Consider the following 21,432-nt stretch of genomic DNA (forward strand, 5'->3'; position numbering starts at 1 on the left):
GTCGCAGGTCTTGCAGTGCACACAGTTCTGCGCGTTGATCTGCAAGCGGTCCTCGCCGTGGTCGTCCTTGACGAACTCGTACACGCCGGCCGGGCAATAGCGCGACTCGGGACCGCCGTACTTGGCCAGATTCACCTTCACCGGCACGGACGGATCCTTGAGGGTCAGGTGGACGGGCTCGTTCTCGTCGTGGTTCGTGTTGGAGATGAACACCGAGCTCAACTTGTCGAACGTGAGCTTGCCGTCAGGCTTGGGGTAGTCGATGCGCGCGCATTGCGACGCCGGCTGCAGACAGGCGTGGTCGGGCTTGTTGTGACGCAGCGTCCAGGGCATCTTGCCCTTGAGCAGCAGCTGTTCGATGCCGGTCATCAGCGTGGCGACCGTGCGGCCCTTCTTGAACCACTGCTTGAAGTTGCGCGCCTTGTTCAGTTCTTCGTGCAGCCAGGAGGCTTCGAAGGCCTTGGGGTAGGCGGTCAGCTCGTCCTGGCGGCGGTCGGCAACGAGGGCGTCAAAGGCGGCTTCGGCGGCCAGCTTGCCCGACTTGATGGCGGCGTGGCTGCCCTTGATGCGCGAGGCGTTCAGGAAGCCGGCTTCGCAGCCGGCCAGCACGCCGCCCGGGAACGTGAGCTTGGGCAGCGCCAGCAGGCCGCCGGCGGTGATGGCGCGCGCGCCGTAGGCGATGCGCTTGCCGCCTTCGAACGTGCCGCGGATGGCCGGGTGGGTCTTGTAGCGCTGGAATTCGTCGAAGGGCGACAGCCACGGATTGGCGTAGTCCAGGCCGACGATCATGCCCACGGCCACCAGGTTGTTGTCCAGGTGATAAAGGAACGAGCCGCCGTAGGTGTCGGCATCCAGCGGCCAGCCGGCGGTGTGGACCACCAGGCCGGGCTTGGATTGGGCCGGATCGACTTCCCACATTTCCTTGATGCCGATGCCGTAGGACTGCGGATTGCGGCCGTCGTCCAGCTTGAAGCGTTCGATCAGCTGGCGGCCGAGCTGGCCGCGCGAGCCTTCGCTGAACACCGTGTAGCGGGCATGCAGTTCCATGCCGGGCTGGTAGTGGTCCGTGTGGCTGCCGTCGCGGGCCACGCCCATGTCGCCGGTGGCCACGCCGCGGACGGCGCCGTTTTCGTCGTACAGCACTTCAACGGCCGCAAAGCCGGGGAAGATGTCCACGCCCAGCGCCTCGGCCTGTTCGCCCATCCACTTGACGACGTCGCCCAGACGGACGATGTAGTTGCCTTCGTTGTGGAAGCACGGGGGCAGCAGCCAGTTCGGCGTGGCGCGCGCGCCGGTCTCGGACAGGAAAAGGAACTTGTCCTGCGTGACGGGCACGTTCAGCGGTGCGCCTTTCTCTTTCCAATCGGGGATGAGCTCGGTCAGCGCCAACGGGTCCATGACGGCGCCGGACAGGATGTGCGCGCCAAGTTCCGCGCCTTTCTCCAGTACGCAGACGCCGATCTCCTGATTCTTCTCAGCGGCCAGCTGCTTCAGACGGATTGCTGTAGCCAGGCCGGCGGGACCACCGCCAACCACGACCACGTCATATTCCATCGACTCGCGTTCAGACATTGCAAAGCTCCCCGTATGTATTCCATATATGGCTGGAAGTATTATCGGCGATTGTATTGCAGGCGAGGGTCCTGTACCCCTTCGCATTTCTTTTAGCCTTCAGGAGTTATTGGTGAACCCGGACAACCTGTCTGCGCGGCTGCTTTCGGTGGGCGACACCCATCAGCTTGAATTGCCCTTGCGCTGGGGCGATTCAGACGCCTTGAACCATCTGAACAACACGCTGTATTTCCGCCTCATGGAAGAGGCCCGCATGCAGATTCTGTATAACGCGGGCTTCAAGCTGCCGGCCGACGATGGCGCGATTCTGGCGCACGCGTCGTGCGATTTCCTGCGTCCGCTGACGTATCCGGCCACCGTCCGCGTGACGCATAAGGTGACACGTATCGGCCGCTCCAGCGCCGAATTCGAGCTGCTGCTCGAGAAGGTCGGCGATGACGCGGGCCCCTATGCGCGCGGCCGGAATGTCCTGGTATGGATGGATTACGTGGCCAATACGTCCGCGCCGTGGCCGCCCGAGGTCCTGGCCCAAATGGCCACGCAGTTCACGCCGGCCCAATGAGCATGCGCGGCCGCGGGCCGCGCACCGGCCAAAATAGCGCGTGCTTTGACCGGTCATGTCGGTAAAATCTAGCGCAAAATCAGAAAAGCAATGAGGGCGCGCCACCCACGGCGCCACCGCTTCACGGAAATCGGGCCTCGCCGCGATGACCGCGTAGCCTGCGCCAACAGCCGCGCCCCAAGGAACGACTGGGCTTGTCCCGATTCCCCGATTTTTCCGGGACCCGTGCGCGGGTAGCGGCGGGGCGGGCTCACTTTGGTTAGACCTTAACTAGGAGTTGGAGCGATGGACAAGGTTTATGCAAGCGCCCAGGAGGCGCTGGCAGGCATCGTCAAGGACGGTCAGATGATCGCCGTGGGCGGTTTCGGCCTGTGCGGTATTCCCGAGGCGCTGATCGCCGCACTGCGCGATTCGGGCGTCAAGGATCTCACCTGCATCAGCAACAACGCGGGCGTCGACGGTTTTGGCCTGGGCCAGCTGCTCAACACGCGCCAGGTGCGCAAGATGATCGCGTCCTACGTCGGCGAGAACAAGGAATTCGAACGCCAGTATCTGTCGGGCGAACTCGAGCTTGAATTCACGCCGCAGGGCACGCTGGCCGAAAAGCTGCGCGCCGGCGGCGCCGGCATTCCGGCGTTCTTCACCCGCACCGGCGTGGGCACCATCGTCGCCGAGGGCAAGGAAATCCGCGAGTTCGACGGCCATCAGTACGTGATGGAGCGTTCGCTGGTGCCGGACGTGTCGCTGGTCAAGGCGCACATCGCCGACCGCAGCGGCAACCTGGTGTTCCGCAAGACCGCGCGCAACTTCAATCCCAACGTCGCCATGGCGGGCAAGTTCACGGTCGTCGAAGTCGAACAGATCGTCGACACCGGCAGCCTGGACCCGGATCAGATCCATCTGCCCGGCATCTATGTGCAACGGATCGTGGTGAACGCCACGCCCGAAAAGCGCATCGAACAACGCACCACTCGCCCGGCCTAAGGAGAAGACGACATGGCATGGTCCCGCGATGAAATGGCGGCACGCGCCGCGCGCGAGCTGCAAGACGGCTTTTATGTGAACCTGGGCATCGGCCTGCCCACGCTGGTCGCCAACCACGTCCCCGCAGGCGTGGAAGTGTGGCTGCAATCCGAAAACGGCCTGCTGGGCATCGGCCCGTTCCCCACCGACGATCAGGTCGACGCCGACCTCATCAACGCCGGCAAGCAGACGGTCACGACGCTGCCTGGCTCGTCGATCTTCTCGTCGGCCGACTCGTTCGCGATGATCCGCGGCGGCAAGATCAACCTGGCGATCCTGGGCGCGATGCAGGTCTCCGAAAAAGGCGATCTGGCCAACTGGATGATCCCGGGCAAGATGGTCAAGGGCATGGGCGGCGCAATGGACCTGGTGGCCGGCGTTGGCCGCGTGGTCGTGCTGATGGAGCACGTCGCCAAGAAGAAGGACGGCTCCGAAGACATCAAGCTGCTGCCCGAATGCAACCTCCCGCTGACCGGCGTGGGCGTGGTTGACCTCATCATCACCGACCTGGGCGTGATGGAAGTCACCGAAAACGGCCTGAAGCTGCTGGAAACGGCGCCTGGCGTGACGGTGGACGAGATCAAGTCCAAGACGGCGGCGAAGCTGGACGTGTCGGCGGTGCAGTAGGCCGCACCCGCTTCACCTCGCATGAACTGACCCCCGAAGGTTGGACGAGATCCGGCCTTCGGGGGTCTTTTTGCGTGGCGAGGCGACTGTCCGCCAATCTCCCCGCACCGTCAAAGGCTGGCTATTTCACGACTGTGGTTTCCGACTTTTCTGATTGAGTGGTGGTCTGCGATACGTAGACTCAAGCGCACCCGAAAAATGTCAGGAGCCGCAGCATGGCAGGACGCGCCGTTGTTCGAATCGGTGACAAGACATCGCACGGGGGGACCGTGACGCAGGGGGCTTTGCACTACGCGGAGGATGCCCAGGCCGACCTTCTAGTCTTTTTCAATGACAATCACGACACGACCCGATTTCTCCTGGCTCCCGGGCAGTCTGTGTCATCACCGACCGCGATGTTCCCGGCATCCGATATGTGGATGCTGATCTCGACCCCTCGCGAGAAGGGCGGCGCCCTTGAGATCATCAAACCGTTCAGCCGAATCGACGTTTACTTCGCCGCTGGCGGAAAAATCGATCATACGGAAATCCGCCAAGGCTTCTTTGCGCGGTTTCTTGAGCCCGGCGGCTGATGCGGTGGCCGCCGAATGTGTTTCGGCGGTTCAGGCCGATTCGCTCAACAGCATCCCCACATGCGGGATGCCATCTTCCATGTATTCCTCAGTCACCGGCACAAATCCGTGACCGCCGTAATAGCCCTTGAGGCGCGCCTGTGCGCCCAGGTAGACCGGCTGACCCGGCCACAAGCGCTGCACTTCTTCCTTGGCGCGACGCATCAGCTCGTGGCCCAGCCCGGTGCCGCGGGCGGCCGGGGCGGTGATCACGCGGCCGATGATGGCGCGGCCGTCGTTCAGGGCCGGCTCCAGCAGGCGGCAATAGGCCACCAGTTCGCCCTCGTGCCACGCCATCAGGTGTTCGGTTTGCCCCTTAAGATCCTCGCCGTCCATGTCCAGAAACACGCAATTCTGTTCCACCACGAATACCTCGGAACGTAGCCGCAGGATGGCGTAAAGCTCGGCGGGGGTCAGTTCGGCGTGGGGCTTGCAGGTCCAGGCGGGCGTCATGCGGGTCATTCCAGATAGCGGGACAAGGTGGGCAATTCTGTAAGGGCAATAAGCGTAACGCAACCCGGCCCCGATTTTTAGAGCCGGACTGTTACATCTATTCACGGGTATACCCTTAGTATGAAAATCTATTTTCTTAACTAAAATTTGTGTGTAAACAGATTTACATAAACCCGCCGCCCGATTTCACCACGCTGTTCGATGACCAAGTCCGCCATTACGATCGCTGATCGGATCGCCCGGGCCCAGCCCGCGCTGAGCCGGACCCAGCACAAGATGGCCGAGTACGTGCTGGCGCATCAATTCCGCGTCGCCACGATGACCATCGACGAGTTCGCGGTGGCAGTGGGCGTGTCGGTGGCCACCGCCAACCGGTTTGCGCGTGCCCTGGATCTGCCGGGTTACCCGCAATTCCGTGCCGAACTGGCGCGCGGGTTTGAAGCCGCGCTGGAACCGGTCGAGAAGCTGCGCACCGAACTTGCCCATTCGGCCAGCGCTGTCCAGATCTTCGCCGCGACGCTCGAAGAAGATATCCGCAACGCGCAGCGCAACCTGCAGGCCCTGGATTCGGACGCCTGTGAAAAGGCGGTCGACACGATCCTGGCCGCAGAACGCGTTTTCATCATCGGTTTCGGCGCCAGCGGGTTTCTTGCGGGCCTCTTGCAGCGCGGCCTGTGCATGCACCTGCATTCCGTCGAGTCGCTGGCCGGTCCCGGCGGCGTGTCGCACGCGGCGCGCCAGATGTCGCGCATGACCAGCAAAGACCTGGTGATCGCCATCGGCTTTCCGCGCTATCTGGCCGACACCGTGACGCTGGCCGGCGCGGCCAAGCAGGCCGGCGTGCCGGTGCTGGTGCTGACGGACAAGCCCACGTCGCCGCTGGCGCCTACGGCCTCCGTCGTGCTGTACGCGTTCTCGGCGCGCCAGCTCATTCCCAATTCCGAAACCGCCGCGCTCGGGCTCATTGAAGCCCTGTCCGCGGCGGTGGCCTATCGCGCCAAAAATTCCGTCGCGGCCGCCGCTGGGGTGACCCAGTCCGTCATGCCGTGGCTCATACATGGAGTAGGTAAACGATGATTCAGCCCGTGATTGCCATTCACGGCGGCGCCGGCGCGATGTCCCGCGCGGCCATGTCTCCCGAGAAAGAACAGGAATACCTGGCGGCCCTGGAGTCCATCCTGACCGCCGGCCAGGCCGTGCTGGCCAAGGGCGGCAGCGCCCTGGACGCCGTCACCGAAGCCGTGCGTCTGCTCGAGGACTGCCCGCTGTTCAACGCCGGCCACGGCGCCGTGTTCACCAGCGCCGGCACCCATGAGCTGGACGCCGCCATCATGGACGGCGCGACGCTGCGTTCCGGCGCCATCGCCAATGTGAACCGCGTGCGCAATCCCATCTTTGCCGCGCGCAAGGTCATGGAAAACAGCAAGCACGTCTTCTTTGTGGGCGAGGGCGCGGAAGCGTTCGCCACCCAGGAAGGCGTGGAGCTTGTCGACCCGTCGTATTTTTCGACCGAAGCCCGCCGCGAGCAACTGCTGCGCGTGCAGCGCGAAACGCCGGACGCCGCCGTGCTGGATCACGACGGCCAGGCCATGGTCGCGCGCGGCCAGCCTGCACCGGCCGATCCGCTGGACGCCGATAAGAAGTTTGGCACCGTGGGCGCCGTGGCTGTCGATGCGCAGGGCAACCTGGCCGCAGCCACCTCCACCGGCGGCATCACCAACAAGCAGGTCGGCCGCGTGGGCGATGCGCCCCTGATCGGTGCCGGCACCTATGCCAGCAACAAGACCTGCGCCGTGTCCACCACGGGCACGGGCGAAATGTTCATCCGCATGGTTGCCGCGTACGACGTGGCGGCCCAGATGGAGTACTGCGGCGCCTCGCTGGAAACGGCGGCGGACCGCGTCGTGATGGAAAAACTGCCCACCATCGGCGGCAAGGGTGGCCTGGTGGCCGTCGACGCCCAGGGCAATGTGGCCTTGCCGTTCAACACGGAAGGCATGTACCGGGGTTACGCCCGCGTTGGCGAAAAGCCGGTGACCGCCATCTACCGATGAGCGGCGGGTTTGGATCAGTAGGTTTATTTTGGGAATGAGAAGAGATGGTTGATCGCGCAAACAGCCTGGCGCTGCCGGATAACCGCGTGGTCCAGGTCGACGACCTGACGGTGCGCTTCGTGGGTTCCGAGCGTACGGTCGAAGCCGTGCGCAACCTGTCGTTCCATGTGGACCGGGGCGAGACCCTGGCTATCGTGGGCGAATCGGGTTCGGGCAAATCGGTGACGTCGCTGGCGCTGATGCGTCTGGTGGAACACGGCGGCGGGCGCATCGCCCAAGGCCGCATGGCCCTGCGCCGCCGCAACGGTTCCGTGATCGACCTGGCCAATTCCAGCCAGCGCGTTATGCGTGACGTGCGCGGCGCCGACATGGCGATGATTTTCCAGGAGCCGATGACCTCGTTGAACCCGGTGTTCACGGCCGGCGACCAGATCGCCGAATCGATCCGCGAGCACCAGGGCATGGACGGCGCCTCGGCGCGCGCCGAAGCGCTGCGCATGCTGGAACAGGTCCGCATTCCCGAAGCCAAATCGGTGCTGGACCGCTACCCCCATCAACTGTCGGGCGGCATGCGCCAGCGCGTCATGATCGCCATGGCGCTGGCCTGCAAGCCGGCGCTGCTGATCGCTGACGAGCCGACCACCGCACTGGACGTGACCATCCAGGCGCAGATCCTGCAACTGATCCGTCAGCTCCAGGAAGAGATGCACATGGGCGTGGTGTTCATCACCCACGACATGGGCGTGGTGGCCGAAGTAGCCGACCGCGTGCTGGTGATGTTCCGCGGCGACAAGGTCGAGGAAGGCCCGTCGGACCAGGTGTTCGCCGCGCCCCAGCACAGCTACACCAAGGCGCTGCTGTCGGCCGTGCCGAAGCTGGGCGCCATGCAGGGCACGGACCTGCCGGCGCGTTTCCCGTTGCTGCAGGTGGAAGGCCAGGCCCAGCCCGTGGCCGAGCCAGGCATCGTCAGCACGCAGGAAGTGCCCAACGCCAAGCGCGAGCCCATCCTGAGCGTGCGCAATCTGGTGACGCGCTTTGACCTGCGCGGCGGCATCATGAGCCGCGTGCAGCGCCGCGTGCACGCCGTGGAAAAGGTCAGCTTCGACCTGTACCCCGGCGAGACGCTGTCGCTGGTCGGCGAGTCCGGCTGCGGCAAGTCCACGACGGGCCGCTCGCTGCTGCGCCTGGTGGAAAGCCAGGGCGGCGAGATCCGCTTCGGTGGCCGCGACATCGTGCGCCTGAAGAACAACGAACTGCAATCCCTGCGCCGCGACATCCAGTTCGTGTTCCAGGATCCGTTTGCATCGCTGGATCCGCGCGTGACCGTGGGTTTCTCGATCATGGAGCCACTGCTCGTGCACGGCGTGGCCAAGGGCAAGGATGCCGAGCGTCGCGTCGCCGAACTGCTTGAACGCGTGGGCCTGCCGCCGGAAATGGCGCAGCGCTATCCGCACGAATTCTCGGGCGGCCAGCGCCAGCGCATCTGCATTGCGCGCGCCTTGGCCCTGAACCCGAAGGTCGTGATCGCGGACGAATCCGTGTCGGCACTGGACGTGTCGATCCAGGCGCAGATCGTGAACCTGCTGATCGACCTGCAGCGCGACATGGGCATCTCGTTCCTGTTCATCTCGCACGACATGGCCGTCGTCGAACGCGTCAGCCACCGCGTGGCGGTGATGTACCTGGGCCAGATCGTCGAAATCGGCCCGCGCCGCGCCATCTTCGAGAATCCGCAGCACCCGTACACCAAGAAGCTGATGTCCGCCGTGCCGATCGCCGATCCGGCGCGCCGTCACCTGAAGCGCACCTTGCTGTCCGATGAAATCCCCAGCCCGATCCGCAAACTGAACGACGAACCGGTGGTGCAGCCGCTGGTTCAGGTCGGTACGGATCATTTTGTAGCCCGCCATCCCGTCGGCGGCGCGTATTGACTCAGTAGTTGACCTTTTTTTGGAACCAGGAGTTGCAATGATGAAAGTTCTGCGCCCCACCAAGCTGATGGCCGCTGCCGCGCTGGCCTTCGGCGTGCTCACCGCGCCGATGGCCCACGCCGCCAAGGACGTGACGTTTGCCGTTTCCATCGCGCTGGAAACGCTGGACCCGTACAACACGAACAGCACGCTGAACCAGGCGGCTGGCAAGGCCTACTACGAAGGCCTGTTTGAATTCGACAAGGACCTGAAGGTCCAGAAGGTGCTGGCGACCGATTACACGGTCAGCGAAGACGGCCTGGTCTACACCTTCAAGCTGCGTCCCGGCGTGAAATTCCATGACGGCACCGACTTCAACGCCGAAGCCGTCAAGGTCAACTTCGACCGTCCGGCCAATCCGGACAACCGCCTGTCGCGCTACATCCAGTTCAGCGTCATCGAAAAGACCGAAGTGGTCGATCCGATGACCGTCAAGATCACGCTGAAGAAGCCGTTCTCGGCCTTCATCAACGCGCTGGCCCACCCGGCCGCCATGATGATCTCGCCGGCCGCCCTGGCCAAGTACGGCAAGGAAATCGGTTTCCACCCGGTTGGCACGGGCCCGTTCGAATTCGTCGAATGGAAGCCGGCCGAGTACCTGAAGGTCAAGAAGTTCGCCGGTTACTGGAAGCAGGGCTACCCGAAGGTCGACACGCTGACGTTCCGCACCGTGACCGACAACAACACCCGCGCCGCCGTGGTGCAGACGGGTGAAGCGCACTTCGCCTTCCCGGTGCCGTTCGAGCAGGCCGCCGTGCTGAAGAAGAACGACAAGCTGGACGTGGTCGATCACAAGAACTCGATCATGGCCCGCTACCTGTCGATGAACACGCAGCAAAAGCCGTTCGACAACGTCAAGGTTCGCGAAGCCATCAACTACGCCATCAACAAGGACGCCCTGGCCAAGGTCGCGTTCTCGGGCTACGCCACCGTCATCGACGGCGTCGTGCCGCAAGGCGTGGACTACGCGCACAAGATCGGCGCATGGCCCTACGACATCAAGAAGGCCAAGGCCCTGCTGGCCGAAGCCGGCTACCCCAACGGCTTCGAAAGCACGCTGTGGTCCGCCTATAACGACGGCACCTCGGTGAAGGTCGTTCAGTTCCTGCAGCAGCAGCTCGCCCAGGTCGGCATCAAGGTTTCCGTGGAAGTTCTGGAATCCGGCCAGCGCGTGCAGCGCGTCCAACAGGTGCAAAAGCCTGAAGACGCCAAGGTCCGCATGTACTACGCCGGCTGGTCGTCCTCGACCGGTGAAGCCGACTGGGGCCTGCGTCCGCTGCTGACCACCGCCGCGTTCCCGCCGGTGCTGAACAACGTGTCGTACTACTCGAACAAGTCGGTTGACGAAGGCGTCCAGCAAGCGCTGGCCACGACGGACCGCGAGAAGAAGACCGAGATCTACAAGAACGTTCAGGAAACCATCTGGAAGGACGCCCCGTGGGCCTTCCTGGTGACCCAGAACAACCTGTACGTCAAGTCGAAGAACCTGTCGGGCGTGTACGTTGAGCCGGACACCTCGTTCTGGTTCGGCGACATCGACCTGAAGCAGTAAACCAAGCAGTAACTCTTGGGGCCTTCGGGCCCTTGTAAGGCCACATACGGCGGGGACGCGGTGTCCCCGCCGATGTTGCAGGAATTTCAATGCTGACCTACATCGTCAAACGTCTTCTGGGCATGATCCCCACGCTGCTGCTGGTAGCGGTGGTCGTGTTCCTGTTTGTGCACATGCTTCCGGGCGACCCGGCACGGCTGGCCGCTGGCCCCGAGGCCGACCAGCAAACCGTCGAGCTCGTGCGCAAGGAACTTGGGCTGGATCTGCCTCTGCCGCAGCAGTTCGTGCGCTACTTCAGCCACATGCTGCAGGGCGACCTCGGGACCTCGCTGCGCACCAAGCGCCCCGTCTCGACCGAAATCGCCGACCGTTTCATGCCCACCCTGTGGCTCACCCTTGCGAGCATGGTGTGGTCAGTCGGCTTCGGCATGATCATCGGCATCGTGTCGGCGGTATGGCGCAATCGCTGGCCTGACCGTCTCGGCATGACGCTGGCGGTGTCCGGCATCTCGTTCCCCGCGTTCGCGCTGGGCATGATGCTGATGCAGATCTTCTCGGTAAACCTCGGCTGGCTCCCCACCGTGGGCGCATCGACCTGGCAACACTACATTCTTCCTTCCATCACGCTGGGCGCCGCGGTGGCTGCCGTGATGGCGCGTTTCACGCGGGCCTCGTTCGTTGAAGTCGTGCAGGAAGACTTCGTGCGCACCGCCCGCGCCAAGGGCTTGTCCGAGCGCCGCGTGATCATCAAGCACGCGCTGCGCAATGCGCTGATTCCCGTCGTGACCATGATGGGCCTGCAGTTCGGCTTCCTCCTGGGCGGCTCGATCGTGGTCGAGACCGTGTTCAACTGGCCCGGCCTCGGCCGCCTGCTGGTGGACGCCGTGACCCAGCGCGACTATCCGGTGATCCAGGGCCTCGTGCTGCTGTTCTCGCTGGAATTCATCCTGATCAACCTGATTGTCGACGTGCTCTATGGCGTCATCAATCCCAGCATCCGTTACAAGTGAGGCGGCCATGAGCAATACGACACCCGCCGCGACCATCGCCGCCGTTCCCAAGAACGACGTGCGCACGCCCGCCACCGAGTTCTGGCGCAAGTTCAAGAAGCAGAAGCTTGGCGTCGGCGCCGGCCTCTTCGTCCTGCTGCTGGTCATCGTCGCGGCGTTCGCGCCGTGGATCGTGCCGTTCGACCCGGAGAACTTCTTCGACTATGACGCGCTGAACGCCGGTCCGTCGCTGACGCACTGGCTGGGCGTGGATTCGCTAGGCCGCGACATCTTCAGCCGCATCGTCATGGGCGCGCGCATCTCGCTGGCCGCCGGCTTCCTGTCGGTCGCCATGGGCGCCATCGTCGGCACCTTCATGGGCCTGATGGCCGGCTACTACGAAGGCTGGTGGGAACGCATCACGATGCGCATCTCCGACGTGCTGCTGGCGTTCCCCGGCATGCTGCTGGCCATCGGCGTGGTCGCCATCCTGGGTTCCAGCATGGTCAACGTGATCGTGGCCGTGGCCGTGTTCAGCGTGCCCGCGTTTGCCCGCCTGGTGCGCGGCAACACGCTGTCGATCAAGCAGATGACGTACGTCGAGGCCGTCAAGAGCGTGGGCGCGTCCGACTGGACGATCATCATGCGCCACATCCTGCCCGGCACGATCTCGCCGATCGTGGTGTACGGCACGATGCGGATCGGCACCTCGATCATCACCGCCGCCAGCCTGTCGTTCCTGGGCATGGGCGCTTCGCCTCCCACGCCGGAGTGGGGCGCGATGCTGAACGAAGCGCGCGCCGACATGGTCATCGCACCGCACGTCGCGATCTTCCCGGCGCTGGCGATCTTCCTGACGGTGCTGGCGTTCAACCTGCTGGGCGACGGCCTGCGCGACGCGCTCGATCCCAAGATCGACCGCAAGTAAACCTGCCGCCGGACCTCTTGCGAGGGCCGGCGTGGAGGGCGATTTTTCCGCCGCCGCCTCCGTCCGCCACGCGCTTGCCAGCGCGTGCCCCGGACCCAGGGTGGCGGCGTTTTGCATTCTGGAGCGTGGCGACACGTAGACGAACATGGACAAACAAGCGCTGGACATTCCGCGTATCGGCGTACTGCCGTCGGGGCCGCTGGACTCGATCTGCGACGTGGGCGACGTCACCGTTGGCCATTGCACACTGGCCGAGGGCCCGCTGCAGACCGGCGTGACCGTCGTGCGCACGCATGGCGGCGACGCCTTTCTGGACAAGACGCCGGCCGCGGCCACCGTGCTGAACGGCTTCGGCAAGAGCACCGGCCTGGTTCAGGTGCAGGAACTGGGCGTGCTGGAAACGCCGATCGGACTGACCAACACGTTCGGCGTGGGCACCGTGGCCAATGCGCAGATCCGGGCGGCGGTCGCCGCCAACCCCGCCATCGGCCGCGGCATGGCCACCGTGAATCCGCTGGTCTTCGAGTGCAACGACGGCTACCTGAACGACATCCAGGCGCTGGCGGTCCAGGAATCCCATTACGGCGCGGCGCTTGCCGCCGCCGGCAAGCAGTTCGCGCAGGGCGCCGTGGGCGCCGGCCGCGGCATGTCCAGTTTCTCGTTCAAGGGCGGCATCGGCTCGGCCTCGCGCGTGGCGCAGATCAAGGACGGGCCGCAGTACACCGTGGGCGCGCTGGTGCTGTCGAACTTCGGCCGCCTGCCCAACCTGACGGTGGCGGGCAGGCCGTTCGGCCGCCGTCTGGCGAGCCAGCTCGACCAAGGGCTTGCGCAGCAGGGCGAGAACGCCGTGATCGCGCCCGAGAAGGGCTCGATCATCCTGCTGGTGGCGACCGACGCGCCGCTGGATTCGCGCCAGTTGCGCCGTCTGTCGCTGCGCGCCGGCGCGGGTCTGGCGCGCACCGGCTCGGTGTTCGGGCACGGCAGCGGCGACATCGCGCTGGCGTTTTCCACGGCGTACACGATTCCGCAATTGGCCGAGTCGGCCATGCCCGCGATTGCGATGCTGCACGAGGCCCGCATCGATCCGCTGTTCGAAGCCGCCGCCGAGTCCTGCGAGCAGGCCATCATTGCCGCGCTGTGGCACGCAGAAAGCGTGACCGGCCGCGACGGCCATCACCGCGATTCCATCCGCCACGCCGCGCCCGACTGGCGCCAGTGGCTGTCCGCTACCGAATTCTGAATATCCTGAAGGCCAACTCATGAAGATCCTGATTTCCACCGATATCGAAGGCGTCGCCGGCGTCTTCCACCCCGAGCAGGTCCGCGCCGGCAATGGCGAATACGAGCGCGCGCGCGCCTGGATGACGGCCGAGGCCAACGCGGCCGTGCAGGGCGCGATCGCGGGCGGCGCCGAAGAGATCCTGGTCAACGACTCGCACGGCGGCTTTCGCAACCTGCTGCCCGACGGCCTGGACGAGCGCGCCAGACTGGTGCTGGGCAAGCCGCGCTACCTGGGCATGATGGGCGGGCTGGAAGAGGCGTGCGACGCCGTCTTCATGATCGGCTACCACTCGCGCTCGCAGGGCCGCGGCATCCTGGCGCACACCATCAACAGCTTCGCGTTCGCCCGCGTCGTCATCAACGGCATGGAGCTGGGCGAAGCGGGCCTGTACGGCGCGCTGGCCGGCGAACTGGGCGTGCCCGTCATCCTGGGCACCGGCGACGATGTGTTCATCGCGGAAACGCGCGACACCTTCCCCGGCGCCGAATGGGTGCAGACCAAGGTCGCGCACGGGCAGGGCAGTGGCGTCACGCTGTCGCCCGCCGCGTCGCGCCGCGCAATTGCCGCGGCCGCCGAAACCGCCGTGCGCAATTTCAAGCGCGGCGGGGACAAGAAAGCCGTTCCTTTCGTCATTCCCGCGCCTATAGAATGCCGGTTGCAGACGCAGAGCGCGGCATTGGCCGACCTGTTCTGCATGTGGCCCACGCTCGAACGCGTGGACGGCGTCACCTTGCGATTCACCACGGATAGCATGCAGTCCGCCATCCGTACGCTGAACAGCCTGGGCGCCATGTCTTTCATGTTGCGCTAAGGATCCCATCTCCCATGTCTAGCACTGACGCCCGTATTGCCCAATTGCGGCAGGCCATGAGCCGCCGCGGTCTGACCGCCTACGTCGTACCTTCCTCGGACCCGCACCTGTCCGAATACCTGCCGGCCCGCTGGCAAGGGCGGCGCTGGCTGTCGGGCTTCACGGGCTCGGTGGGCACGCTGGTGGTCACGGCGGACTTCGCTGGTCTGTGGGTGGACAGCCGCTACTGGGTGCAGGCCGAAGCGCAGCTCGCCGGCACCGGCGTGCAACTGATGAAGATTGCGCTGGCATCGACGCCGGGCCATGTCGACTGGCTGGCCGCCAATACCGGCGCGGGCGACGTCATCGGCGTGGACGGCGCGGTGCTGGGCCTGGGCGCCTTCCGCGCCTTGTCGGCTGCGGCAGCTACTTCCGGCGCCGTGCTGGAAATCCGCGAAGACCTGCTCGATGAAGTCTGGGACGACCGCGCCGGCCTGCCGGACGCCAAGATCTACGAACACGTCGCGCCCGAAGCCTGCGTGACGCGCGCCGACAAGCTGGCGCAGGTGCGCGACGCGATGCGCAAGCACGGCGCGGACGTGCACTTCATCTGCACGCTCGACGACATCGCCTGGCTGTTCAACCTGCGCGGCGCGGACGTGGACTACAACCCCGTCTTCGTCGGCCATGCGCTGGTGGGCCTGGACCACGCCACGCTGTTCGTGGCCGATGGCAAGATCGACGACGACCTGCGCGCCATCCTGGCCGCCGACGGCGTCGAAGTAGCGGACTATGCCCAGGCGGCGGACGCGCTGGCCTCGCTGGAACATGACCAGAAGCTGCTGATCGATCCGGCCCGTGTGACCTGCGGCGTGTTCCATGCCATGAACCCGGCCGTGCCGCGCGTGGAAGCCATCAACCCGTCCACGCTGCTCAAGTCGCGCAAAACCGACGCCGAGCTGGCCAACGTGCGCCAGGCGATGGCGCAGGACGGCGCCGCGCTGTGCGAATTCTTCGCCTGGTTCGAAGGCGCGCTTGGCAACGAAACCATTACCGAACTGACCATCGACGAGCAGATCACGGCCGCCCGCGCGCGCCGTCCCGCCTACGTCTGCCCCAGCTTCGCGACCATCGCGGGCTTCAACGCCAACGGCGCCATGCCGCATTACCGCGCCACGCCCGAATCGCACGCCACGATCGAGGGCGACGGCCTGCTGCTCATCGACTCGGGCGGCCAGTACCGGGGCGGCACCACCGACATCACGCGCGTGGTGGCAGTGGGCACGCCCAGCGCGGACCAGAAAGTCGACTTCACGCTGGTGCTCAAGGGCATGATCGCGCTGTCGCGCGCGTCGTTCCCGCGCGGCACGCCGTCGCCGATGCTGGACGCCATCGCGCGCGCGCCCATCTGGGAAGGCGGCGCGGAGTACGGCCACGGCACGGGTCACGGCGTGGGCTATTTCCTGAACGTGCACGAAGGCCCGCAGGTCATCTCGTACCGCGCGATGCCGGGCCCGCACACGGCCATGGAGCCGGGCATGATCACGTCCAACGAGCCGGGCATCTACCGTCCGGGCCGCTGGGGCGTGCGGATCGAGAATCTGGTCGCCAACCGCAGCTGGCTGACCTCGGAGCTGGGCGAATTCCTGTGCTTCGAAACGCTGACGATGTGCCCGATCGACACGCGCTGCATCGAGCCTTCGCTGATGCGCGAGGACGAGATCGACTGGCTGAACGACTATCACAAGACGGTGTTCGAACGCCTGTCGCCGCTGGTCGAGGGTGAGGCGCTGGCGTGGTTGACGCTGCGTTGCGCAGCGATCTGACGTTGCATTGATGCCGGCGGCGCCCGGCGCAAAGCAGAAAGGCCACGACGCATGACGCCGTGGCCTTTTTTCATGGCGCGCGGTTGAGGCTATCGCACGGACCCGCCTTGATTGCGGTAGAGCAGGCGCGTGGCCACCAGGCAACCCAGCGACAGCAATGCGCCGTAGGCCAGCAGCACCAGCGCGGCGGACGCCGGTGATTGGGCGGCCCATGCCAACTGCTCCCAGGTCATGGACTTGAGGATGATGAGGCCGGCGCCCAGGCCTAGCACCGTCGCGAACCAGAACGCAAGGCTGCCCAGCGCCACGGCCCGGCCGGTGCCGGCGTATTCAAAGGCGCGGGGCAGCAGCTTCAGGCACACGATCGTGACCAGCGCCAGCAGCGCGATTGGCAATACCCAATAGCCCAGCGCGTACTCGGCCCATCCCGCTTCCAGCGTCTGCATCTGCAGAAAGCCGCCGAGCATGATGGAGAAGCTGGTCTGCCAGATCAGGACGGTCAGGCCGCAAATCCATGCCACATGCCGCCGCGTCAGCGTAAGACCGGCGCCCGGGCCGGTGGGCCCCGCCGTCCATGCGGCAATGCGCAACGCCACCCAGATACCGATGACTTCCAGCACGATGGTGACGGCGCGGATCATCAGGTTGATGGCGATGGACCGGCCCACGATACCCAGGCCGAATGCTTCCTCGAGCCAGGAGCCGCTCTTGAACGTGCCGATCATGAGCACGTTCTGTGCAATGCCGACGCCGCTGGACAGGCACAGCGTGTAGAGCGCCTGCAGGGCCAGGAACGTAGCCAGCATCCTGCCGGGCTGATTCACGGTCGCGGCATCGTGCCGGGCGAGCCACTGGCGCGTCGCGCACCAGGCGGTCAGGCCCACGACCAGCAGGGTCGACACCAGGGTGGCCAGCAGCGGGGCCAGCACCGGCGGCTGCATGTAGCTCGCGCGGATCTGGTCGCCGTAGGGCAACGGCGTCATCAACGTGTAGGCCTGCACCAGAACGGAATAAGCGAGCCGCAGCAGAACGGCGGCGACAGCGATGCGCCAGGCAAGGGAATAGGCAGGACGGGTGGAGTCGGTCATCAGCGCGAGGGCGAAGAACGGAGGGCGCTGCCGGGAAGGCAGCGATCGAAAAATAGGGAGCGACCATAGCACGTGCGCGTGGCGCGGCTCGCAGCGTTGCCTTGCCGAGTGCAGCCAATTGTTACCCGCACGGCGCTAGGGGAAAACCCAAACAAGTCGCGGCGCCCGGCTATAATCCAAATTTCCCGCACGCGCCCGCTCGTCCCGGGTGCTCATTACGATGACCAAATACGTATTTGTCACCGGCGGTGTGGTGTCTTCCCTGGGCAAGGGCATCGCCGCTGCGTCGCTTGCTGCCATTCTCGAGTCGCGTGGTTTGCAGGTCACCATGCTGAAGCTCGACCCCTACATCAACGTCGATCCGGGCACGATGAGCCCCTTCCAGCACGGTGAAGTGTTCGTCACTGAAGACGGCGCCGAAACCGACCTGGACCTGGGCCACTACGAGCGCTTCATTTCCGCTCGCATGCACAAGGTGAACAACTTCACCACCGGGCAGATCTACGAATCCGTGCTGCGCAAGGAGCGCCGTGGCGACTACCTGGGCAAGACCGTCCAGGTGATTCCCCACATCACGAACGAAATCCAGGACTTCATCGCCCGTGGCGCCGAAGCCGGCTGGAATGGCAACACCGATGTTGCCATCGTCGAAATCGGTGGCACGGTCGGCGACATCGAGTCGCTGCCGTTCCTCGAGGCCGCCCGCCAGATGAGCCTGCGCATGGGCCGCAACAACGCGGCCTTCGTGCATCTGACGCTGGTGCCCTTCATCGCCTCCGCCGGCGAACTGAAGACCAAGCCCACGCAGCATTCGGTGCAGAAACTGCGCGAAATCGGCATCTATCCGAACGCGCTGCTGTGCCGCGCCGACCGCCGCATTCCGGACGACGAGCGCGCCAAGATCTCGATGTTCTCGAACGTGCCCCTGGACGCGGTCATTTCCGTCTGGGACGCGGACTCCATCTACAAGATCCCCGCCATGCTGCACAAGCAAGGCGTGGACAACATCGTCTGCGAAGCCCTGGGCCTGACCCCGCCGCCGGCCGACCTGTCCATGTGGGACAACCTGGTCGAAGCGCTGGAACACCCCGAGCACCAGCTCACCATCGGCATGGTCGGCAAGTACGTCGACCTGACCGAGTCGTACAAGTCGCTGACGGAAGCCCTGGTGCACGCCGGCATCCACACGCGCTCGAAGATCAACATCGAGTACATCGACTCGGAAGACATCGAAACCCGCGGCACCGACCAGTTGAAGCACCTGGACGCCATTCTGGTTCCGGGCGGCTTCGGCAAGCGCGGCACCGAAGGCAAGATCGCCGCCATCCGCTACGCCCGTGAAAACGGCGTGCCGTACCTGGGCATCTGCCTGGGCATGCAGTTGGCGGTAATCGAATTCGCCCGTCACGTCGCCGGTTTGGGCGGCGCCAACAGCACCGAATTCGATCCCTCCGCACCGCACCCGGTCGTTGCCCTCATCACCGAGTGGATGGACCGCGAAGGCAAGGTCGAAAAGCGGGACAACTCGTCCGACCTGGGTGGCACCATGCGCAAGGGCGCGCAACGCGTGCCGATCAAGGCCGGCACCCGCGCGCAGACCATCTATGGCGACGAAGTGAACGAACGTCACCGTCACCGCTACGAGGTCAACAACGTCTACGTGCCGCGCCTGGAAGAATCCGGCATGGTGATCAGCGCCCGCACGCCGACCGAGAACCTGCCCGAAATGATGGAACTGCCCAACCACCCGTGGTTCGTCGGCGTCCAGTTCCACCCGGAGTTCACGTCCACCCCGCGCGACGGCCATCCGCTGTTCTCCAGCTACATCCGCGCCGCCATCGAGCAGAAGGCTCGCCGCGGCCAGGAGGCCTGATGCGCGTCCGCGGTCCTGAGTTCCGTAAGCGGATCCTCGGGGCCGCGGGCCGTTTCCCCAGCGCCGCCCTATACGGCGGCGCTTCTTTCGGATACAACCGATTAGCATCGGATATGCGTCGCCCGTGCGCCTTGCGCGACACTGGCGGCGGCGTTGTATCCGGCGTCAGCCCCCAACCAACGCAACTGCTCTGAAGGAACCCCATGAGTGCTTATCTCATCGCCGACGTCAAAGTGACCAAGCCCGCGCAGTACGAGGACTACAAGCGTCTGTCCACGCTCGCCATGCGCGCGTACGATGCCAAGATCCTGGTGCGCGGCGGCGAATCCAAGCACCTTGAGGGGCGTGAACCCGGCCGTACCGTCGTCATGGAATTTCCGTCCATGGCCGCGGCGCAGGCGTTCTACGATTCCTGGCAGTACCGCCGTGCCCGCAATGCCCGCGAAGGCGCGGCCGTCATGAATATGTTTATCGTTCAGGGAATGTAAAGTCATGAGTGCAATCGTCGACATCATCGGCCGCGAGATTCTGGATTCGCGCGGCAACCCCACCGTGGAATGCGATGTGCTGCTGGAATCCGGCGCCATGGGCCGTGCGGCCGTGCCGTCGGGCGCCTCCACCGGCGCGCGCGAAGCCATCGAACTTCGTGACGGCGACAAGGGCCGTTATCTGGGCAAGGGCGTGCTGCGCGCCGTTGAAAACCTCAATACCGAAATCTCCGAAGCCCTGATGGGCCTGGACGCGCAGGAACAGACGTTCGTCGATCGCACCCTGATCGAACTGGACGGCACCGAGTCCAAGGAGCGCCTGGGAGCCAACGCCATCCTGGCCGCCAGCATGGCCGTGGCCCGCGCCGCCGCCGACGAATCGGGCCTGTCCCTGTACCGCTATTTCGGCGGCAGCGGCCCCATGAGCATGCCCGTCCCGATGATGAACGTCATCAACGGCGGCGCGCACGCCAACAACACGCTGGACCTGCAGGAACTGATGATCCTGCCGGTGGGCGCCGGTAGCTTCCGCGAAGCCCTGCGCTGGGGCGCTGAAGTCTTCCACATGCTCAAGAAGCTGATCCACGGCCAAGGCATGTCCACCGCCGTGGGCGACGAGGGCGGTTTTGCGCCCAACGTGCCCAGCCACGAAGCCGCCATCCAGCTCATCCTGAAGGCCATCACCGAAGCCGGCTACGAGCCGGGCACGCAGATCGCCCTGGGCCTGGACTGCGCCAGCTCCGAGTTCTACCGCGACGGCAAGTACACGCTGGCCGGCGAAGGCGGCATCTCGCTGTCCTCGCAAGAGTTCACGAACCTCTTGGCCACGTGGTGCGACAAGTACCCGATCATCTCGATCGAAGACGGCATGGCCGAAAACGACTGGGAAGGCTGGAAGCTCCTGACCGACCAGCTCGGCAAGAAGGTTCAACTGGTGGGCGACGACCTGTTCGTCACCAACACCAAGATCCTGCGTGAAGGCATCCAGAAGGGCGTCGCCAACTCGATCCTCATCAAGATCAACCAGATCGGCACGCTGACCGAAACGTTTGCCGCCATTGAAATGGCCAAGCGCGCCGGTTACACCGCCGTTGTCTCGCACCGTTCGGGCGAAACCGAAGACTCGACCATCGCCGACATCGCCGTGGCGACCAACGCGATGCAGATCAAGACCGGCTCGCTGTCGCGCTCGGATCGCATGGCCAAGTACAACCAGCTCCTGCGCATTGAAGAAGAGCTGGCTGAAGTGGCGTCGTATCCCGGCCTGGAAGCTTTCTACAACCTGCGTTGATAAGAAGCGCGGCCCCGGCGTCTTGCCAGGGCCGCATCCACGCCACGACAGTTGAGGTTCCCGCGTATGCGCCTGTTGTTCCTGGTGCTGTTCGTGCTGCTAGGCTTGATCCAATACCCGCTGTGGCTGGGTAAGGGCGGCTGGTTCAAGGTCTGGGATCTGCAACGCCAGGTGGCGGAGCAGCGCGAGACCAACGAAGGCCTGCGCGCGCGCAATGCTGCGCTTGAGGCCGAAGTGCGCGATCTTGAAGGCGGATCGGGGGCCATCGAGGAGCGGGCGCGCGGAGAGCTGGGCATGATGCGGGACGGCGAAGTGTTCGTGCACATCCTGCCCCAGAATACCCAGCCGCCCGCCGGCGCTTCGCTTTCCGCTGAAGCGCCGCCCAAACCTGCCGTGGCCGGGACCCCGGCGCGTGCGAATGCGCCGGCTGCGCGGCCGGCGTCGGCCGCGCCC

Annotated in this window: 20 protein-coding genes; 17 read left to right on the forward strand and 3 right to left on the reverse strand. The window is 65.0% G+C overall.

Going from position 1 to position 21,432, the window contains the following annotated elements:
- Positions 1-1,572: electron transfer flavoprotein-ubiquinone oxidoreductase (locus B3446_RS11680; protein ID WP_291381164.1), on the reverse strand; the 1,572-nt coding region annotated here is incomplete at its 3' end.
- A 109-nt stretch (positions 1,573-1,681) separates the two neighbouring features.
- On the opposite strand from B3446_RS11680, the gene B3446_RS11685 reads away from it, so the two are divergent.
- From B3446_RS11685 to B3446_RS11700, 4 genes are all read left to right on the forward strand, one after another.
- A complete protein-coding gene (locus B3446_RS11685) occupies positions 1,682-2,134 on the forward strand; it encodes an acyl-CoA thioesterase (RefSeq protein WP_255596284.1) in 453 nt (150 codons plus the stop codon).
- A gap of 285 nt (positions 2,135-2,419) precedes the next feature.
- Positions 2,420-3,118 (forward strand): CoA transferase subunit A, encoded by a 699-nt coding sequence (locus B3446_RS11690; protein ID WP_175122922.1) that lies wholly within the window; start codon positions 2,420-2,422, stop codon positions 3,116-3,118.
- A 12-nt stretch (positions 3,119-3,130) separates the two neighbouring features.
- Positions 3,131-3,784, forward strand: coding sequence for a CoA transferase subunit B (locus B3446_RS11695; RefSeq protein ID WP_056567942.1), 654 nt, complete (start codon positions 3,131-3,133; stop codon positions 3,782-3,784).
- 215 nt (positions 3,785-3,999) lie between these two features.
- On the forward strand, positions 4,000-4,356 hold the full coding sequence (locus B3446_RS11700; protein WP_291381168.1) for a hypothetical protein: 357 nt from the start codon (positions 4,000-4,002) through the stop codon (positions 4,354-4,356).
- Positions 4,357-4,386: 30 nt separating this feature from the next.
- On the opposite strand, the gene B3446_RS11705 is transcribed toward B3446_RS11700, so the two are convergent.
- Positions 4,387-4,848, reverse strand: a complete 462-nt coding sequence (locus tag B3446_RS11705; protein ID WP_291381170.1) for a GNAT family N-acetyltransferase — start codon at positions 4,846-4,848, stop codon at positions 4,387-4,389.
- Between the two features lie 201 nt (positions 4,849-5,049).
- On the opposite strand from B3446_RS11705, the gene B3446_RS11710 reads away from it, so the two are divergent.
- The 9 genes from B3446_RS11710 (at position 5,050) to B3446_RS11750 (ending at position 16,239) form a co-directional block, all read left to right on the forward strand.
- Positions 5,050-5,925, forward strand: coding sequence for a MurR/RpiR family transcriptional regulator (locus B3446_RS11710; RefSeq protein WP_175122918.1), 876 nt, complete (start codon positions 5,050-5,052; stop codon positions 5,923-5,925).
- On the forward strand, positions 5,922-6,902 hold the full coding sequence (locus B3446_RS11715) for an isoaspartyl peptidase/L-asparaginase family protein (protein ID WP_175122917.1): 981 nt from the start codon (positions 5,922-5,924) through the stop codon (positions 6,900-6,902). Before B3446_RS11710 ends, B3446_RS11715 begins: the two co-directional genes overlap by 4 nt.
- A 44-nt stretch (positions 6,903-6,946) precedes the next feature.
- Positions 6,947-8,833 carry a dipeptide ABC transporter ATP-binding protein gene (locus tag B3446_RS11720; protein ID WP_291381174.1) on the forward strand — a complete coding sequence of 629 codons (1,887 nt, stop codon included), beginning with the start codon at positions 6,947-6,949 and terminating at the stop codon, positions 8,831-8,833.
- Between the two features lie 37 nt (positions 8,834-8,870).
- Positions 8,871-10,424: a glutathione ABC transporter substrate-binding protein GsiB gene (gsiB, locus tag B3446_RS11725; protein ID WP_191576724.1), complete on the forward strand. Its 1,554-nt coding sequence runs from the start codon at positions 8,871-8,873 to the stop codon at positions 10,422-10,424.
- Between the two features lie 89 nt (positions 10,425-10,513).
- Entirely contained in the window at positions 10,514-11,434 is a 921-nt protein-coding gene (gene gsiC / locus B3446_RS11730; RefSeq protein WP_056322028.1) for a glutathione ABC transporter permease GsiC, read from the forward strand.
- Between the two features lie 7 nt (positions 11,435-11,441).
- Positions 11,442-12,341, forward strand: coding sequence for a glutathione ABC transporter permease GsiD (gene gsiD / locus B3446_RS11735; RefSeq protein WP_191576723.1), 900 nt, complete (start codon positions 11,442-11,444; stop codon positions 12,339-12,341).
- A gap of 145 nt (positions 12,342-12,486) precedes the next feature.
- Positions 12,487-13,581: a P1 family peptidase gene (locus tag B3446_RS11740; protein WP_291381179.1), complete on the forward strand. Its 1,095-nt coding sequence runs from the start codon at positions 12,487-12,489 to the stop codon at positions 13,579-13,581.
- Positions 13,582-13,600: 19 nt separating this feature from the next.
- Positions 13,601-14,434 (forward strand): M55 family metallopeptidase, encoded by an 834-nt coding sequence (locus B3446_RS11745; RefSeq protein WP_175122912.1) that lies wholly within the window; start codon positions 13,601-13,603, stop codon positions 14,432-14,434.
- Positions 14,435-14,448: 14 nt separating this feature from the next.
- Positions 14,449-16,239 carry an aminopeptidase P family protein gene (locus B3446_RS11750; RefSeq protein WP_291381181.1) on the forward strand — a complete coding sequence of 597 codons (1,791 nt, stop codon included), beginning with the start codon at positions 14,449-14,451 and terminating at the stop codon, positions 16,237-16,239.
- Positions 16,240-16,328: 89 nt separating this feature from the next.
- Here the strand turns inward: B3446_RS11750 and B3446_RS11755 are convergent, their stop codons facing one another.
- Entirely contained in the window at positions 16,329-17,327 is a 999-nt protein-coding gene (locus B3446_RS11755) for a hypothetical protein (protein ID WP_291381183.1), read from the reverse strand.
- A gap of 220 nt (positions 17,328-17,547) precedes the next feature.
- Between B3446_RS11755 and B3446_RS11760 the strand changes: the two genes are divergently transcribed.
- The 4 genes from B3446_RS11760 to ftsB all read left to right on the forward strand — a co-directional run.
- Entirely contained in the window at positions 17,548-19,200 is a 1,653-nt protein-coding gene (locus B3446_RS11760) for a CTP synthase (protein WP_056567903.1), read from the forward strand.
- A 203-nt stretch (positions 19,201-19,403) separates the two neighbouring features.
- On the forward strand, positions 19,404-19,688 hold the full coding sequence (locus B3446_RS11765; protein ID WP_056322046.1) for a DUF1330 domain-containing protein: 285 nt from the start codon (positions 19,404-19,406) through the stop codon (positions 19,686-19,688).
- A gap of 4 nt (positions 19,689-19,692) precedes the next feature.
- Positions 19,693-20,979, forward strand: coding sequence for a phosphopyruvate hydratase (gene eno / locus B3446_RS11770; protein ID WP_054429546.1), 1,287 nt, complete (start codon positions 19,693-19,695; stop codon positions 20,977-20,979).
- Positions 20,980-21,045: 66 nt separating this feature from the next.
- Positions 21,046-21,432 (forward strand): cell division protein FtsB (gene ftsB, locus B3446_RS11775; protein WP_291381189.1); only part of this gene is annotated, 387 nt, incomplete at its 3' end.

The sequence above is a fragment of the Achromobacter sp. UBA5777 genome (assembly GCF_002418565.1).
GTDB lineage: Bacteria > Pseudomonadota > Gammaproteobacteria > Burkholderiales > Burkholderiaceae_B > Achromobacter > Achromobacter animicus.